This window comes from Rhodococcus sp. WY5 (genome assembly GCF_018588185.1).
GTDB classification, from domain to species: Bacteria; Actinomycetota; Actinomycetes; order Mycobacteriales; family Mycobacteriaceae; genus Rhodococcus_F; species Rhodococcus_F qingshengii.
The window spans coordinates 4,455,391-4,470,809 of the sequence record NZ_JAAMPR010000001.1; the positions used below are offsets into that span (position 1 = coordinate 4,455,391).

The following is a 15,419-nucleotide window of genomic DNA, read 5'->3' on the forward strand; positions in this document are numbered from 1 at the left end:
GTCTGAGCCGATGAAACCGATGCGGCTGTATCCGTTGACGCTCGCGCTCGGCATCACCGCCGCTTTCCTCTCGCCCGGTTCTGCACTCGCAGAACCGGGCGAGAGTCTTTCGACGGCTTGCGGCAGCCAGTTGAGCAATGCCGAGGTGGGCCGGATTGCCGAACTCAGCGACGTCACGACCCTGAACGGTGCCGGACTGCCTCGGCTCGAGACCGCTGTCAAACGTCATCGTGAGATCACGTCGATCCTCGTCTCACACCACGATTGGCGAGGCTTGTTCTCCATCGGCCTCGACGCTGTCGAACACGAGGCGGTGATGCCGCTGCAGCGAGACCCTGCGGCCTTCGCCGATGACGAGTGGGCCCATTCCGTCAGCTTCGAATTGCTGCGCAGGTACCTGGTGAACGTCCATGCGGAGTTCACCGGTACTACCACCGATCCGGCGTGGAGCAACTACTTCGCCCTGACACGTCAGTGCGACGCCAGTCCAGCACGGGTCGCCATGGCCGGCTACAACGCGCATCTCACCGTCGACCTCGCTCACGCCGTCGCCACGTCCGGAACCACTGCGGAGGATGTCCCCGATTTCTACAAGATCGTCGATTCCATTGCCGTCAAGGGTGGTTCGATCGTGACCCTCACCAAGGCCGAGTACGACGCCGATCTCGGGCCCCTCTGGCGCTTCTACTTCGTCGGCGAAGGACTCGACCGATTGGCCGGAAACTCGCAGCCCTCGGAACTGTTGCTCCGCGCCGCCGACAGCGGATACAACACCATCACGCTGGCCAACGGGTTCGCCCTCCAGAATCCGCAGACACGTCCCGGCGCAGAACACGAGATCGACGCGCTCTGGCGTACTACAGATTCCGCTCTCGACGTACTCTCGCGACTCGGTGGTCTCTGACATCTCACCCTCCGCTGCCTGAAACGGACACACCTGAGACAATGACCCCATGACGGGGCACTCGGCAGGGCAAGGCATGCAGAGTCCCGCCATGCGCCGGGTACGAGACCTGTTGCGCGGACCCGCAATTGTCTGCAGCGAACAGGCCACCATCCGCGAGGCCGCGAAGTTGATGACCGACGCGGGCCGCCGCGCTGTCGTGATCCCGACGGCTACAAGCGGTTTCGGAATCTTCACCGAAGGTGACCTACGTGCTCGCGTGGTAGTCGGTGGTATCGACAGCAATCAGCCGGTATCAACGGTGATGACGCCGTCAGCAGTGACAGTCGATCCGGATCGATTGGGCGCCGACGCCGTGACCGACATGCTCGAGTACGGATTGCGCCATCTCCCGGTCGTGACCGAGGCAGGCGCACTGATGGGTGTGCTCGAACTCAGCGACCTCCTGACTTCGGCCACCAATCAGGGTTTCGAACTGCGCGCAGCGCTCGCCACAGCACAGGACGACGCCCACCTCGTCGAAACAGCCCGCGCGGTCCCTGTTCTGGTGACGGAATTGGTGGCGTCACGGGTCTCTCCGCTCGACATCGGCGCGACGCTGGCCGTGCTGATCGACGTAACGGTCAGGCGAGCCATCGAATTGGTGGTGGGCGGAGACGAGCGACCGGATTTCGCGTGGCTGTCGCTCGGCAGCGTCGCCAGGCGTGAAGCGCTCCCCTCTTCGGATATCGACAGTGCGCTGGTGTGGGGCGGCGAATCTCATCACGAGGGAGCCGACGCCGCGAAGACCATCCACGACATCCTCGATCTCTGCGGGTTCCCTCGCGACACCAAGAACGCCGTCGCGACCCAGGCCAGGTTTGCTCGGACGCTCCCACAATGGCGCACTGCGCTGCGGAAATGGGTATCCAATCCGTACCAGGACCAAGCCCTGGTCATGTTGTCGATGCTGGCGGATGCCCGCGTCGTCGCGGGCGATCCGGCGTTGGATCCTCGTCCTGCGGCGTTGGATCAACTGCGACTGCATCCGGCCGTCATGCGACTGCTCCTTCGCGAAGCGGTCGGCGACAAGGCAAAGCTCCATTCGTTCAAGGACGTGATGACGCGTCGGACCGGAACCGTCGACCTCAAAGCCAGCGCCGTCCAACCGATCGTGAACATCGCTCGTTGGGCGGGGATTTCCGTGGGCGCCCGCACGAGTTCGACACTCGAACGCCTCAAGGCTGCAGCGGGAAGCGGTTTCCTACTCGACGACGACGCCCAGGTACTGATCGAATCTTTCGAGGTGTTGCAGCAGATTCGTGTCCGCCACCAGACCGATCAGTTCGCGGCAGGTCGGCCACCGACCGACGAAGTCGTGATCTCCGAACTCACTCCGCTCTCGCGGAGCTTGCTGAGCAATGCAGTGCGCGAGGTCGCAGGTGTGCAACGACGACTCGAATATGCCGCGTCCGCGTCGGCGCTACCCGACATCGATCCGTGAATCGCACTGCGCTCGAACAGGTTCTGGCGGCGGAGCGCCTCGAAGGCTGGGATCCGAGCGATGAACAGATCGCGGAACTCGAGGCCGTGATGATCGGGATGCTTTCTCGGCGTGAGTATTTCGAGCAGGAATTGGCGCGAGCCGTCGGCCTCTCGTCTGCGATTCCCCCGCGGATCCGCTGGCGAAGATCAGCGCCGTACGTCTATCGCGGTACATCGGTGCTCGCGAACAATTTCGACGTACGAGATCCCGCCGCACTGCAATCACTCGAGTTCGCGGCGACCGCGCTTCGTCTGGGTGAGGCGCATCTCGGCAGCGACCTCGTACCGCACACGCGAGACACAGCCGAACTTCTCCTACTTCACCAGCACGTTTTCCAAGATCTGTACCAGTGGGCCGGACACATCAGAACCGTCGACATCAGGAAAGGTGCGGCAACGTTTGCTCCGGTCTCGGCGATTCGGAACTACCTGTCCGAGGTCGAAGAGATCATCGCCGCCGTCGATTGGGTAGCACTCGATCACGGCGCTGCGTCGTTCGCGCTCGCATCGGTGTACTCGACGCTCAATCATGCCCACCCGTTTCGGGAAGGAAACGGGCGAACCGGAACCCTCTTCCTGCACCGACTCGCCGCGGACACCCGGTATCAGCTCGACTTGTCGCGGGTGAGCAGAACCGAGTGGGTATCCGCGTCGAGGGATTCTGCGCCTTTCCGGCCCACCGGAACCCCGTCGCCTCGCCCGTTCATCGATCTGTTCAATCGCGCGCTGACTCGCTGACGCAAACATCTGCTGCCCGTTCCAGGCGGACTGAACACCGTTACTGCTGAGTGAGCACCGCTTCCGACACTCTGGAAGCGGTGCTCACTCGAGGAAAAGGGTGCTCACTCGACCATCAACCGGGCAGCGCGAACTCCCCTGCGTCGGACCAGCGCTGACGCTCGGCCCCGAACGCGACGGACTGCATCGCGCGGAACTCCTCGATCGAGCGCGAGTTCGACGCGAGGAACTCCTGATGCTCGGCCAGCGAGAAGCTGCCGTCCTCGATCTCGACGCCCCCGCCGCGGCCGGCGGCGGTGTCCGCGCGCAGATCCATCAACTCTTCCGGCTCGACGGGGTACCAGGAGATCCGGTCGAAGAATCGCAGCAACCACGGAGTGCCCTCCTCGAACGGCCCGGACTTCGCGGGGTGGCGGTGATTCCACACCTGCGTCGTACGTCCGACGAACTGGTACCCGCCTGGGCCTTCCATGCCGTAGATGCAGAGGTACGCCCCACCGATCCCGACGGCGTTTTCGGGGGTCCAGGTGCGGGCGGGGTTGTACTTGGTCGTGACCAGACGATGACGCGGATCGAGCGGCGTCGCGACCGGCGCTCCGAGGTAGACGTCACCGAGTCCGAGCACCATGTATTCGGCGCCGAAGACGGTGTCGAACACGTCGTTCACGGATTCGAGACCGTTCATCCGGCGGATGAACTCGATGTTCCACGGGCACCACGGCGCGTCGGCGCGAACCCCGTGCATGTACCGCTGGATCGCTTCGCGCGTAGCCGGGTCGTCCCACGACAGTGGCATCCGCACAGTGCGACTGGGCACAACGAGTTCGTTGGCCGCCGGCAAGGTGTCCTCCGCCTCGGCGAGCATTCCCATCAGCTTGCGGACGGGCAGCACGTCCGGGTCAACGCGGACCTGCAGGCTGCGGATTCCCGGGGTGAGATCGAGTAGTCCGGCCGGCTTCTCGGCTTCGAGTCGCTGATGCAGTGCATGAGCACGCGCACGTAACGCCAGGTCGAGATTCATGTCGCCGTATTCGACCAAAACGTTGTCGTCGCCTGAGCGCCGGTACGTGACCGTGGTGTCGCCGTCACGACGGGCTATGACGCCGTCGTCGCCGTCACCACCGGAGGAATGAACAACCGAATTGGACGCTCGACGCGATACTCCGAGGTCACGCCGGGAGGCTGCCCGTTCGGCGCGGACCGGCACGAAGCGAATCTTGTTCCCGGGAGCCAACTGTCCGAGCTTCCAGCGATCAGCGGACACCACCGTGATCGGGCAGACGAAGCCGCCGAGGCTCGGTCCGTCTGGTCCGAGGAGGATGGGCGTGTCGCCGGTGAAGTCGAGTGCACCGATCGAATACGCGTTGTCGTGGATGTTCGAAGGGTGAAGTCCGGCTTCGCCGCCGGTGGTTCTGGCCCAGTCTGGTTTCGGACCTATCAACCGGACACCGGTGCGGTCGGAGTTGAAGTGGACCTCGTACTCGGTCGCGTACAGCGTGTCGATGTCGGAGCGGGTGAAGAACTCCGGCGCCCCGTGCGGGCCCTCGGTCACCGCAAGTTCCCAGCACGTGTGTATCGCCGGAACATGCTCGGCGGGAACAGCTCCCGCGACCCCGGTCGCCTGTCCGAGTTTGAGAACGTCTCCTGCCCGCAGAGTCCTACCTTCGTGTCCCCCGAACCTGCCCAGGGTGAAGGTCGACGCACTGCCGAGATAGTCGTCGGTCTCGATTCCGCCCTGTACGAGTACGTAGATGCGCAGTCCCGGGCCGCTGACCGTTCCGACGTCGAGCACCGATCCAGCGGGGACGAGAACGGGACGCCACTGACCGTGTACGACGCCGTCGACGGTCACCGACACCGGGGCACCTGTGATGCAGACCGTGGTGTCTTCGTCGAACGTCATGGCAGGTCCGGCCATCGCGTATTCGATGCCGGGGGCGCCTTCGGGGTTTCCGAGTGCGGTGTTTCCCAACCGAAACGACAGGTCGTCCATCGGGCCCGATGGTGGGACTCCGATCTGCCAGTATCCGACGCGTCCTGGATAGTCCTGAACCGTCGTCAGCATTCCGGGACGCACGATGGTCAGTTTTGCGTTCATTCGTCTGCTCCCGGCCGTGTGACGATCATGCGGACGGCCGTGGGATCGAAGCCGTTGCACGGGTTGTTGATCTGCGGGCAGTTGGACACGAGGACGAGCACGTCACGTTCGGCACGCAACGCGAGCCGCTTGCCTGGTGCCGACAGTCCGTCGACGATTCCGAGTGTGCCGTCGGGGTCGACCGGGACGTTCATGAAGAAGTTGATGTTGGACACCAGGTCCCGCTTACCGAGCCCCCATTTTGCGCCCTCGACGAGGAAGTTCTCGACGCACGCGTGCTGATGCTTGGTGTGGTGGCCGTATCGCAGGGTGTTCGATTCCTGTGAGCACGCGCCGCCGACGGTGTCGTGGTTTCCGACCTCGTCTGCGACCAGGGTCATGAGTGGAGTTCCGTCGTCACTGCGGAGCACGGAGCCTGTGGACAGAAACAGGTTCTTCTGGGCTGTGACCGTCGCTGCTGCCGAGTACCGAACGCTGTGATCGTCACCGGCGTAGACGAGGGTGTCGACGGCTTGATTTCCGTGTAGATCGACGATGGTCAGAACGTCACCGGCACGGACAACTGCGGACCACGGCCCGAATGCGTCAGCAATCTCGTCGAGGATCACCGTTCCGGGAACGAGGGCGGGGACATCCAAGGTGGTGGTCATGCGATCTCCTCCAGGTTCGAAGCCGTCCAGGCATCTTCGGTATTGAGCACTGCGCGTTGGTATTCCGGCCCGAGATCGTCAAGGCTGCCGAGTTCGTCGGCGGCCTTCCACGCGAGCACTTCGAGGGACGTGGTGGGAAACTGCGGCGCCGGATCGAGTGGGTGCGCGGTGTTGGCGATCATCACGATGACCGGCAGGTGGATCAGAAGATCGACCGTCGCGCCGGCGCCGGCGGAACCCGTACTGGTGAGAGCGCCGTCCGCCTCGACGCGGACACCATGGAAGAAGGACAACGGAGGCGCGATGTCCTGCGGCCCGAGCCCGTTCTTCGCGGCAGCGACGGTGAACAGTTCACGACCGGCGGGTGAGGCACTGTGCAGCGAACCCTGCCCGTACTTCGCCTCGTTGGTGGCGCGTGACGTCGTTCCGCAGAACGCGTCGTGGTGACCCGACGTGTCTGCGACCACGGTCGCAAGTACTCGCCCCTGATCGGAGAGCAACGGGTGCCCGACGCCGAGATAGGCCTGCCATGGCACCTTGACGGTATCGGCGACGTTGAGACGCTCCCAGGGGGCGTCGGCGCGATAGAGCAAGATGTTTGCGCAGGCGCTGCCAGCGATGTCGCGAAGTCGCAATCGGGTTCCACGTGCGAGAACCTTGGTCGTGTACCGCCCACCCGGCACGGTCTCAGCCCAGGTCAGACGTTCGGGAGCGACGTCTTCGGGTGGGTTCGGCCAACGCGTTGCCGGCAATACGGGCATGGAATCGGTGATCGTTCCAGCTTGAGACCGGGCATGCTCGCGCGCTCCGGCGGTGGTCTGAGTACTCATGGTCAGGCTCCGATCGTGACGGGATTCGGGGTGGCGCGGCCACGTGGGAAGCAAGCGACTCCCAGCCCCACGACCAGCGCTACCGTGATGGGCGCGGCCCACTGCAGAATGGGGTACTCCCCGGTGGGGTTGAAGATCTCGGCTCGTGGCCAGGACAGGTTGATCACCATCAGCGCGCCGTACACAACCGCGGCGATGTTGACCGGAACTCCCCAGATGCCCAGGGAGAAAAGCTTTTTGCCTTCGGCGTCGAACTTGGGGCCGACTGCCGTGCGAGGCCATCCCTTGAGACGCTGAACCAGCAGCGGCACGGTCACCATGAGGTAGGCCAAGTAGATCAAGATGATGCATACGCTGGACAGGGTTGCAAAAATTGCCGAGTTGCCCACGTTGACGGCCAGGACGGCAATGCAGACCAGACCGATGAGGACGGACGGCGCGATAGGTGTTCCGGTGCGGGGGTTGACCTTTGCCAGTACCTGCGAGGCAGGAAGCCGCCCGTCGCGGGCCATCGAGAACATCAGCCGTGAAGCAGCAGTCTGAATGGCCAAGGTGCACACGAACACTGCGATCGAGACGTCGATCAACAAGACCGTGCCCCACGGGGAACTGAGAATCGATGTCAGTACGTACGGCAAACCTTCCGTGGCCAGGCGTCCGTCGGTCAGTGAGGGCGCTGCCATCAACGCGCCGAGGATCATCAAGCCGCCGCCGAGCGCGGAAGCGGACAGTGCAAGCCGGATCGTACGAGGTGCGACGCGTCGGGGGTTGCGGGTCTCCTCGGCCAGTTCGCCTGCCGAACCGAAGCCGACCATGACGTAAGCAGCCATCAGTCCGGACATGATCCACGCCCAGGCGTATCCGGGCTGACCGCCGGCACTGCCGGTGTCGAAGACGACGTCCGGTCCGCGCTGAGCGTGGGTGAAGAACATCCCGATCACTGCGATGACACCGACGATTTCGCAGGTCACGCCGATGTTGTTGATACGCGACATCCAGTTGACGCCGATGCAGTTGATAAAGGTGGTCAGAACCAGAAGTACCGATCCGAGCAGCACGGCGTTGGCGGCACCACTCGATGAGGTGAGTGCGCTGTCCTCGCCGATGATCTGGAACCCGCTCCACACATTGGGGAGCACGACCTGCAAGGCGATCGCGGCGGCCGATGCAGTGACGATCTGAGCGAGAATCATGAACCAACCGGCGAACCAGCCGACGATCTCACCACCCATCCGCCGCGACCACTGGTAGATGGCACCCGAAATCGGATATCTGGCAGCAAGTTCCGCGAAGTTGAGAGCGACCATGAACTGACCGATGAAGACGACCGGCCACGTCCAGAAGAATGCCGGACCCGCGAAACCGAAACCGAGGCCGAACAATTGGAAGATCGTGGTGAGGATGGAGACGAAGGAGAAGCCCGCGGCGAAAGACGCGAACTTTCCCAGCGATCGATGCAGCTGCTGCTCGTAGCCGAACTCCGCGAGGTCACCGTCGTCGTGAGGCGAAGAGGCGAGTGCGGAAGCGGTGGTGGGCTGCGCAGCCGGGGTTGTTGCACTCAACGGCGTACTCCTTCGGCGAAGCGATTCAGAGGCGAATAACTGTCGATTGATAGTTTTCGCGAAATCCACTCGCCGCAGGTGACGCCCGCGTATACGATTCGCCTGATTCTGTAACAGGCTCGTTGAGTACGTTTCGAGCACGTGACCGAATGCTCACAGCGGCGGCCATCCCGCACGTAAGGCCGCAGCCTGCCACTATGGAAGGCGTGACCAACGCCGGCCCCGGAAGACCCCGCCTGACCGCTCGCCGACGCCCGGGTGGCACTGCCCGGGCGGAGATCTTGGATGCAGCCGCTGAACTGTTCACCATCCGAGGCTTCGCCGCGACGTCCACACGCCACATCGCCGAAGCAGTCGGAATGCGTCAGGCGTCGCTGTACAACCATTTCGCCACCAAGGACGACATTCTGGTTGCACTTCTCGCCGACACCGTGACGCCGGCGCTCGACTTCGCGGAGAATCTCAGGCCACTCGACACCGCACCCGAGGTCAAGCTGTACGCACTTTCGTACATCGACGCGGCACAACTGATCACCGGACGGTGGAACCTCGGCGTCCTTTATCTCTTACCGGAACTGAGAAGTGACAGGTTCATGTCGTTCCGAGCCGATCGCGATCGGCTTCGCGAGCAATACCGGGCACTCGCCCAGGATGTGCTCGACGCGATTGACGATCCATCATCAACGCACCTGGCCGAGCTTCCGTTTCGCCTGGTAGAAAGCGTGATCAGCGCGCGAGCCGACGCGCTCGAAGGCACCCCGATTCCCGACGCCGCCGTCATCGCCGGGTCGGCGCTGCACATTCTTGGGTGGCGCCAGGATCTTGACCCCATCCATACGGAAGCGGCAACGCTCATTGCGAACGCAGAAACGCCGAAATTGCCCGGGGCTGCATCAGCTCCGGACAATTTCGACGCATTGAGGACCTAAACGGCCACGAGACTAGACCGAGAGGGACTGTCCCGGGAAGATCAGGTTGATGTTCGGAACCTGGCTGGCGAGGTTCTCGAGCGAGATGCCGTGTGCAGCAGCGATCTTCGACAGGGTGTCGCCTGCCTTGACCACGTAGTTGCCGCTTCCGGTGCTTGCTGCCGGAGCCGACTCGACGGAAGCCTCAGCGGTGACGGGGGCGGCTGCGGCCTCGTAGTTGCCTGCGGTGGTGCCGGTGGTCAGGTACTGACCGCAGACGGGCCATGCGCCGACGCCCTGGCCTGCGAGAACGTTCTCGGCGACACGGATCTGCTCGGCCTGGCTGGCGTTGGCAGCGTTGCCCGATCCACCGAATGCGTTCCAGGTGCTCTGCGTGAACTGCAGACCACCGTAGAAGCCGTTTCCGGTGTTGGCGGCCCAGTTACCGGAGGACTCGCAGTTTGCGACTCCGGACCAGTCGTGGCCGGCTGCCGAAGCGGTGCCGGTGCTCATGGCGAGCGGGATCGCGACGACTGCGCCTGCGGTTGCAACTGCGCCGAGGGCGCGCTTGAAGGTGATGCTGGTCATTGGGTAAATCCTCTCCGCTACCGCGGACGAGGTCGGCCCGGACGCTTTCACGTCTCGTCGATCGACTCGTCTGTTTCACTCCTGCCCCGCGAAGGTTTCGGGAGTACCGGACCCGCGGGGCAGAAGCACGCAGTTGCGGGTCGGTGTTTGCCCGGTAGTTTCGGGCTGTCAACGACCGTAGGTGATGGTCACGGATTGGTCACGGGGCAGTTTACCGGCACTGCCGTACCAGATTCAGTCGAGTTTCAAGAAATAACCACAGGTCAACTAGTTGATTCGAGGTTCAACCATACCGATCGTTATCCGTCCGTTATGTGTCAACCGTCACTGCGATTTTGTGACCCACCGCACCGAAAAAGGCCGTGTCGGACCACGAAGGAGCCCCCCCTTCGGATGTTAAGAGATTCCTGGCAACGGGCAAAAACCAACCGCCCCAATCGTTATGGAGAATCAACTGGTGATCATCGCAGTAGAAGGACCCAGCGCCGCCGGCAAGACCACTTGGTGCCGAGCCCAGATGACGAATGAATCGGTCGTCGAGGAATTCGTGGCCGAATATCAGCCCACCGGGTTCGAACCGGATGGAACCAACCTCGAAGTGCAGGCAAGTTACTGGACAACGGTCAATTCGAAGCGATGGTCGCAAGCGGAAGATCTCGAAGCGAGAACCGGTATCGCGCTCTGCGACAGCGACCCGCTGAAACTGCACTACAGCTGGTGTCTCGCTGCGGTGGGCGCAGCACCTCGGGAGCGATTCGAGTACGAGCTCGCGGCAGTCGAGACAGCTTTCGAGCACCTCGAACTGGGTTTCGCGGATCTGACCGTCATCTCGATACCGTCACCGGGGCAGCTTCTACTTCAGCGCGAAGGAGACCCCAGCCGCCGACGACGGCATTTCGAGCTTCACGCGGCGCTCGCCGAGCCCCTCACCCACTGGTACTCGGCGGTGAACAGGGTAGATCCAGGTCGCGTTGTGTGGCGCTTTCCGACACAGCTCGATCTTTCGCGCTGTCCCCCGCCTCGATCGGATCGCAGCGATCTGGGCCTTCTTCGCGCGGTGATCGACGAGCTGCCGCCTCTCCCCAGGTAGGGAGCGGCTGCTCGATCTCAGCGCGCTCGTTCGACCCTGGCCTCGTCCCACACCGGCGACTCGCTCTCGTACACGTTCCCGTCCGATCCGAAGACGAGGAACCTGTCGAACCCGCGCGCGAACCAGCGATCGTGCGTGACCGAGATGACCGTGCCGGCAAACTGAGCAATGCCCTGCTCGAGCGCGTCAGCCGAATGAAGGTCAAGGTTGTCGGTCGGTTCGTCGAGCAACAACATCGTGGCGCCGGAGAGCTCGAGGAGCAGGATCTGCAATCGTGCCTGCTGACCGCCGGACAGGTCGTCGTACTTCTGTTCCGCAGCTTGGGACAATCCGTAACGGTCCAGCGCGCGGCTCGCCGCTTCGCGTCCCATTCCGCTGCGGTGTTCGTCGCCCATGTGCAGGATCTCGAGCAGCGTGTTTCCGGTCAGATCGGGCCTGGAGTGTGTCTGCGCAAACAATCCGGGACGTACCCGGGCACCCAGCGTCGCATTACCCCCGTGCTCGACCGGCGCGATGTCGAGCGCCTCGACGGGCAGATGCTCGCTCCCCGGATCGGTCCCCCCACCCGCCAAGAGCCGAAGGAAATGCGACTTTCCGGATCCATTGGAGCCCAGCACGGCAACCCGATCTCCGTACCAGATCTCGGTGTCGAAAGGCTTCATCAATCCGGTCAGCTCGAGATCTTGACATACCAACGCGCGCTTGGCGGTTCGCCCGCCCGCCAGCCGAACCGTCACCTTCTGCTGAAGTGGAATCGCTTCGGGTGGCCCTGCCTCCTCGAACTTCGCCAACCTGGTTTGCGAGGCGTGATACCGCGCAGCGACGCCGTCGTTGAACTTGGCCTTTTCACGCAATCGCAGAACCAGGGCACGTAATTTCGCGTGCTCCTCGTCCCAGCGTCGGCGCAGTTCTTCGAATCGAGCGTTGCGATCCTCGCGGGCTTGGTGGTAGCTGGCCAGCCCAGCGCCGTGGGTCCACGACGTTGCGCCGCTGATTCCGGGCTCGAGCGTCACGATGTGGGTGGCCGCGTTGGCGATCAGTTCGCGGTCGTGGCTGACGAACAAAACCACTTTCGACGATTCCGAGATCGTCTTCTCCAGCCATCGCTTGCCCGGAACATCGAGGTAGTTGTCCGGCTCGTCCAGCAGGAGTGCGTCGTCGGGCCCAGCGAACAGTGCTTCGAGAACCAACCGTTTCTGCTCGCCACCACTGAGGGAGTTGGCCGCGCGCCACTTCGCACGGTCATAGGGAACACCGAGAGCCGCGGTAGTGACCTTGTCCCAGAAGTCTTCGGTCTCGTAGCCGCCCACGTCGGCCCAATCGGCCAGCGCATGCGAATACTTCATTTGAGTTGATTCCTCGTCGCGCTCGATCATCGCGTTTTCTGCCGTATCGAGCGCCAGTGCTGCGTCCCGGATCCGTGCCGGCGAGACGGACAACAGAAGATCGCGCACGGTGGACTCGTCGCGAACCTGGCCGACGAATTGCCGCATCACGCCCAGTGTTCCGGATCGAGTGACAGCGCCCTCGTCGGCGACGACGTCTCCGGCGACAATGCGGAGCAACGTCGTCTTACCAGTCCCGTTGGGGCCTATCAGTGCAGTTTTTGCACCGTTGCCGACCCGAAAGCTGACACCGCTGAGCAGTTGCCGACCATCAGGGAGAAAGTAGTCGACGTCGGCGATGTTGAGGTGGGTCACGCTGTCAAGAGAACCCTACCCACGGCGATCTGCCAAACCATTATTCCTGCCTTCGGTCTCGAGTCCACTACCGTTCTGGGATCGTCCGACCGCATCTAGCGCCGCCAGATATCCGAAAACCATTGCGGGACCGATAGTTGCACCTGGACCGGCATAGGTATGACCCATCACCGGTGAGCTGGTGTTACCTGCTGCGTAGAGCCCGTCGATGACCGAACCGTCGGCGCGCAACGCTCGCGCGCGAGCGTCCGTGTTGATGCCGCCTTTGGTCCCCAGGTCTCCAGGCACCATCTTCGCGGCATAGAACGGACCCTTCGTGAGTTCTCCGAGGCTGGGATTGGGCTTGTTGGTGCAATCGCCGTAGTAGTGGTCGTATCTGCTTGTCCCACGGCCGAAGTCGCGATCGACTCCGTCGCGCGCGTGACTGTTGAATCGTGTGATGGTCGCGGACAGCGCATCGCCCGGCACTCCGATCTCGGCAGCGAGTTCGGCAATCGATCCAGCTCGCACGATCGCACCCGATTCGATCCACGACCGAGGTATCGGCCTGCGCGCCGGAACCCCCGCGAACAGGTAACGGTCACGGTACGTCTGATCGAAGATCAGCCAAGCCGGGATGTTCTCAGCGGGTCCTTCACCTCGGCCGTACTTTCCGCCGAACATGGCGTGTGCCGCTTCGACATAGGGAAGTGACTCGTTCATGAAGCGCTGACCGCTGGCGTTGACCATGAGGCTGCGAGGCAACGAGCGTTCCGCCAAGGCGAACCACGGGCCTTTGGGCAGTGGAATCGACGGGGCCCACCACGCGTCGTCCATGTACGAAATTGCGGCGTCGACGCGTAGAGCTGCACGGATGCCATCCCCGGTATTGGTCGGTGCCCCGAGAGTCCACTGCGCGCTACTCGGCCGTCGCTGGTACTCGCCTCGCATGTCGTCGTTGTTGTCGAACCCGCCGCACGCGAGGATGACACCGCATCGAGCGTGCATGGTGGTCTGCACTCCCCCGGACTCGAGTCGCACACCCACGACACGATCACTGTCGGTCACCAAATCCACAAGCCTCGTCCCGAGCTCCACCGTCACTCCGGCGTCCCGAACTCCGAGCATCAGTTCGGCCATGAGCGCCGGCCCGAGCCCGATCAGCTTCTTCCTCCGAGCTCTTGCGGCCAGAGATCTCATTCCTACCCGAAGCATCCGCACCGGACCCCGCCAATGCCGGATCCCCGTGCTCAGCCAACGGTAATCAGATTGTTGGACAACCATGTTGAGCGGAACCTTCATGTACGGCGGATGAAGTGTCGCAAGATCGTCGCCCAGAGCTCGCGCGTCGAACGGGCGCGGCTCGCACGAGCGGCCGCTTGCACGTCCGCCAGGTGCCTCGGGAAAGTAGTCGGAGTACCCCTTCACCCATTCGAGCTCCAACGCAGAGTGACGAATCAGGAAATCGAGGGCTTCCGGACCCCGATCGATATACGTGTCGATTCGGTCGGCGTCTGCATCCTCTCCGACAATGCTCTTCAGATATGTTCGCGCAGAGTCGATATCATCTGTCGGTGCCTCGCGGCGAAGTATCGAGTTTCCCGGAATCCACACGCCGCCCCCGGACCGGGACGACGAACCGCCCCAGTATTCGGACTTCTCCACGAGTATCGTCGAGAGTCCGTTGCGGGCTGCGGTGATGGCTGCGGACATGCCGGCAGCCCCCGATCCGACAACAACGACATCCACTACGGGCGGCGCGGCGCCCTGAGAGTTCTCGTCCATCACTGGTCACGACCTTTCGTGTCATCTTCGTCCTGCGTGTGCCACCGGGATCCCCGAACTGCGTCGAGCGCCCCCTCGACGCACACGGGAAGTGATGCCCCGCGCTTGTGAGGGTTACGTATCCATTGCCGATAACCGAACTCCGCCGCTGCCAACATCAAATGAACGAGAAGTCCTGGGCGGCTGTCGTTTTCCGGATCGAGTTGCATACGTTGCGCCACCAACTCGACCAACCGATCACGATGCTCGGGCGCGATCAGAGCGACACGATCCATCAGGTGCGGCGCGGTACGGAACGCCGATCGCCACTGATCGATCTCCGCGGACTCGAAAGCATTGGAACGCTCGAGGATTGCCCGTGATATCGCAAGATCAGCCGACTCGGATGCCGGGCGATCCTCGAGCAACGTCACGATTCCGGCACCGCCCTGCCTGACCGGATCCAACAGCAGATCCTCCTTGTTACGAATGTGCCGAAAGTACGTACTCGCCGACACCCCCGCTGCCGCCGCAATCTGCTCGGTGGTCACGTCCTCGAAACCGTCACGCGCGAACAGATCGAATGCCGCACGTTGAATGTCGGCTCGCACCTGCAACCGCTGTCTCTCCCGTAGTGACATCAGCAACGTCCTCCCGCCTCGGCCGAGATCCGGCCGTTCTCGATAATGCGAGTCTCACCTATTGTGACAGTCACTGTCAATATCCAATTCTCTGTCAGATATCAGCAGACCCGGGCATTTCGTTGACAGGGCATTCGATGCCACGACAAGCTTCGAAGATGAAGCGATGGGGACCGAATCGAGACGTTTCTCCAAGAATTTGTCGATGCGGGGCTTCAAGGCGCGGTCACCGAAGCGTATTTCGGTGGTCCGCTCTGGCGCATGACCCTGCTCGCCCGTTTCGACGACCGAGCCCTCGGCCCCGACGGCGCCGTCATCTATCGAAATCGAACAGTGCTTCTCGTTCGGACCAAGTGGGAAAGATCATCGAGCAAGAGGACTACTACGAGGACACCGCCAGAATCGGTGACTTCGACAGGCGGCTCCGCGAAATCGAAGCCGGA

Annotated in this window: 13 protein-coding genes; 5 read left to right on the forward strand and 8 right to left on the reverse strand. The window is 62.8% G+C overall.

Annotation, left to right across the window (positions count from 1 at the left end):
• Positions 1 to 19 precede the first annotated feature (19 nt).
• From G4D79_RS20490 to G4D79_RS20500, 3 genes are read left to right on the forward strand one after another with little or no spacing between them, the layout of a single operon-like run.
• Entirely contained in the window at positions 20 to 904 is an 885-nt protein-coding gene (locus G4D79_RS20490) for a DUF5995 family protein (RefSeq protein WP_214514629.1), read from the forward strand.
• Between the two features lie 49 nt (positions 905 to 953).
• The gene (locus tag G4D79_RS20495; protein WP_250887555.1) at positions 954 to 2,387 is read left to right on the forward strand and encodes a putative nucleotidyltransferase substrate binding domain-containing protein; all 1,434 of its coding nucleotides are present in this window, start codon (positions 954 to 956) and stop codon (positions 2,385 to 2,387) included.
• Positions 2,384 to 3,166: a Fic family protein gene (locus G4D79_RS20500; RefSeq protein ID WP_075833101.1), complete on the forward strand. Its 783-nt coding sequence runs from the start codon at positions 2,384 to 2,386 to the stop codon at positions 3,164 to 3,166. The genes G4D79_RS20495 and G4D79_RS20500 overlap by 4 nt, the downstream gene beginning before the upstream one ends.
• A gap of 115 nt (positions 3,167 to 3,281) precedes the next feature.
• Here the strand turns inward: G4D79_RS20500 and G4D79_RS20505 are convergent, their stop codons facing one another.
• The 4 genes from G4D79_RS20505 to G4D79_RS20520 are packed head-to-tail and all read right to left on the reverse strand — an operon-like array spanning position 3,282 to position 8,306.
• A complete protein-coding gene (locus tag G4D79_RS20505) occupies positions 3,282 to 5,264 on the reverse strand; it encodes a 5-oxoprolinase/urea amidolyase family protein (protein WP_214514318.1) in 1,983 nt (660 codons plus the stop codon).
• A complete protein-coding gene (locus G4D79_RS20510) occupies positions 5,261 to 5,914 on the reverse strand; it encodes an urea amidolyase associated protein UAAP2 (RefSeq protein WP_007728099.1) in 654 nt (217 codons plus the stop codon). Before G4D79_RS20510 ends, G4D79_RS20505 begins: the two co-directional genes overlap by 4 nt.
• On the reverse strand, positions 5,911 to 6,744 hold the full coding sequence (locus G4D79_RS20515) for an urea amidolyase associated protein UAAP1 (RefSeq protein ID WP_030536446.1): 834 nt from the start codon (positions 6,742 to 6,744) through the stop codon (positions 5,911 to 5,913). Before G4D79_RS20515 ends, G4D79_RS20510 begins: the two co-directional genes overlap by 4 nt.
• Positions 6,745 to 6,746: 2 nt before the next feature.
• Complete coding sequence (locus G4D79_RS20520; RefSeq protein ID WP_042951823.1) at positions 6,747 to 8,306, reverse strand: amino acid permease; 1,560 nt, start codon at positions 8,304 to 8,306, stop codon at positions 6,747 to 6,749.
• 197 nt (positions 8,307 to 8,503) lie between these two features.
• Between G4D79_RS20520 and G4D79_RS20525 the strand changes: the two genes are divergently transcribed.
• Positions 8,504 to 9,235, forward strand: coding sequence for a TetR/AcrR family transcriptional regulator (locus G4D79_RS20525; RefSeq protein ID WP_214514319.1), 732 nt, complete (start codon positions 8,504 to 8,506; stop codon positions 9,233 to 9,235).
• Positions 9,236 to 9,247: 12 nt separating this feature from the next.
• On the opposite strand, the gene G4D79_RS20530 is transcribed toward G4D79_RS20525, so the two are convergent.
• Positions 9,248 to 9,802, reverse strand: a complete 555-nt coding sequence (locus tag G4D79_RS20530; protein WP_003944949.1) for a transglycosylase family protein — start codon at positions 9,800 to 9,802, stop codon at positions 9,248 to 9,250.
• Positions 9,803 to 10,244: 442 nt separating this feature from the next.
• On the opposite strand from G4D79_RS20530, the gene G4D79_RS20535 reads away from it, so the two are divergent.
• Complete coding sequence (locus tag G4D79_RS20535) at positions 10,245 to 10,892, forward strand: hypothetical protein (RefSeq protein ID WP_083057267.1); 648 nt, start codon at positions 10,245 to 10,247, stop codon at positions 10,890 to 10,892.
• 17 nt (positions 10,893 to 10,909) lie between these two features.
• Here the strand turns inward: G4D79_RS20535 and G4D79_RS20540 are convergent, their stop codons facing one another.
• Genes G4D79_RS20540 through G4D79_RS20550 form a run of 3 tightly spaced genes read right to left on the reverse strand, consistent with a single transcriptional unit; the run spans position 10,910 to position 14,976 of the window.
• Positions 10,910 to 12,592, reverse strand: a complete 1,683-nt coding sequence (locus tag G4D79_RS20540) for an ATP-binding cassette domain-containing protein (protein ID WP_030536450.1) — start codon at positions 12,590 to 12,592, stop codon at positions 10,910 to 10,912.
• 15 nt (positions 12,593 to 12,607) lie between these two features.
• On the reverse strand, positions 12,608 to 14,356 hold the full coding sequence (gene kstD, locus G4D79_RS20545) for a 3-oxosteroid 1-dehydrogenase (RefSeq protein WP_214514320.1): 1,749 nt from the start codon (positions 14,354 to 14,356) through the stop codon (positions 12,608 to 12,610).
• A complete protein-coding gene (locus G4D79_RS20550) occupies positions 14,356 to 14,976 on the reverse strand; it encodes a TetR/AcrR family transcriptional regulator (protein WP_250887556.1) in 621 nt (206 codons plus the stop codon). Before G4D79_RS20550 ends, kstD begins: the two co-directional genes overlap by 1 nt.
• Positions 14,977 to 15,419 lie beyond the last annotated feature (443 nt).

Bases quoted from the DNA above. Each gene is read 5' to 3' on its own strand.
- G4D79_RS20490 (WP_214514629.1), top strand. From the start codon at position 20: ATGCGGCTGTATCCGTTGACGCTCGCGCTCGGCATCACCGCCGCTTTC.
- G4D79_RS20495 (WP_250887555.1), top strand. From the start codon at position 954: ATGACGGGGCACTCGGCAGGGCAAGGCATGCAGAGTCCCGCCATGCGC.
- G4D79_RS20505 (WP_214514318.1), bottom strand. From the start codon at position 5,264: ATGAACGCAAAACTGACCATCGTGCGTCCCGGAATGCTGACGACGGTT.
- G4D79_RS20510 (WP_007728099.1), bottom strand. From the start codon at position 5,914: ATGACCACCACCTTGGATGTCCCCGCCCTCGTTCCCGGAACGGTGATC.
- G4D79_RS20515 (WP_030536446.1), bottom strand. From the start codon at position 6,744: ATGAGTACTCAGACCACCGCCGGAGCGCGCGAGCATGCCCGGTCTCAA.
- G4D79_RS20525 (WP_214514319.1), top strand. From the start codon at position 8,504: ATGGAAGGCGTGACCAACGCCGGCCCCGGAAGACCCCGCCTGACCGCT.
- G4D79_RS20530 (WP_003944949.1), bottom strand. From the start codon at position 9,802: ATGACCAGCATCACCTTCAAGCGCGCCCTCGGCGCAGTTGCAACCGCA.
- G4D79_RS20535 (WP_083057267.1), top strand. From the start codon at position 10,245: ATGGAGAATCAACTGGTGATCATCGCAGTAGAAGGACCCAGCGCCGCC.
- kstD (WP_214514320.1), bottom strand. From the start codon at position 14,356: ATGGACGAGAACTCTCAGGGCGCCGCGCCGCCCGTAGTGGATGTCGTT.
- G4D79_RS20550 (WP_250887556.1), bottom strand. From the start codon at position 14,976: ATGTCACTACGGGAGAGACAGCGGTTGCAGGTGCGAGCCGACATTCAA.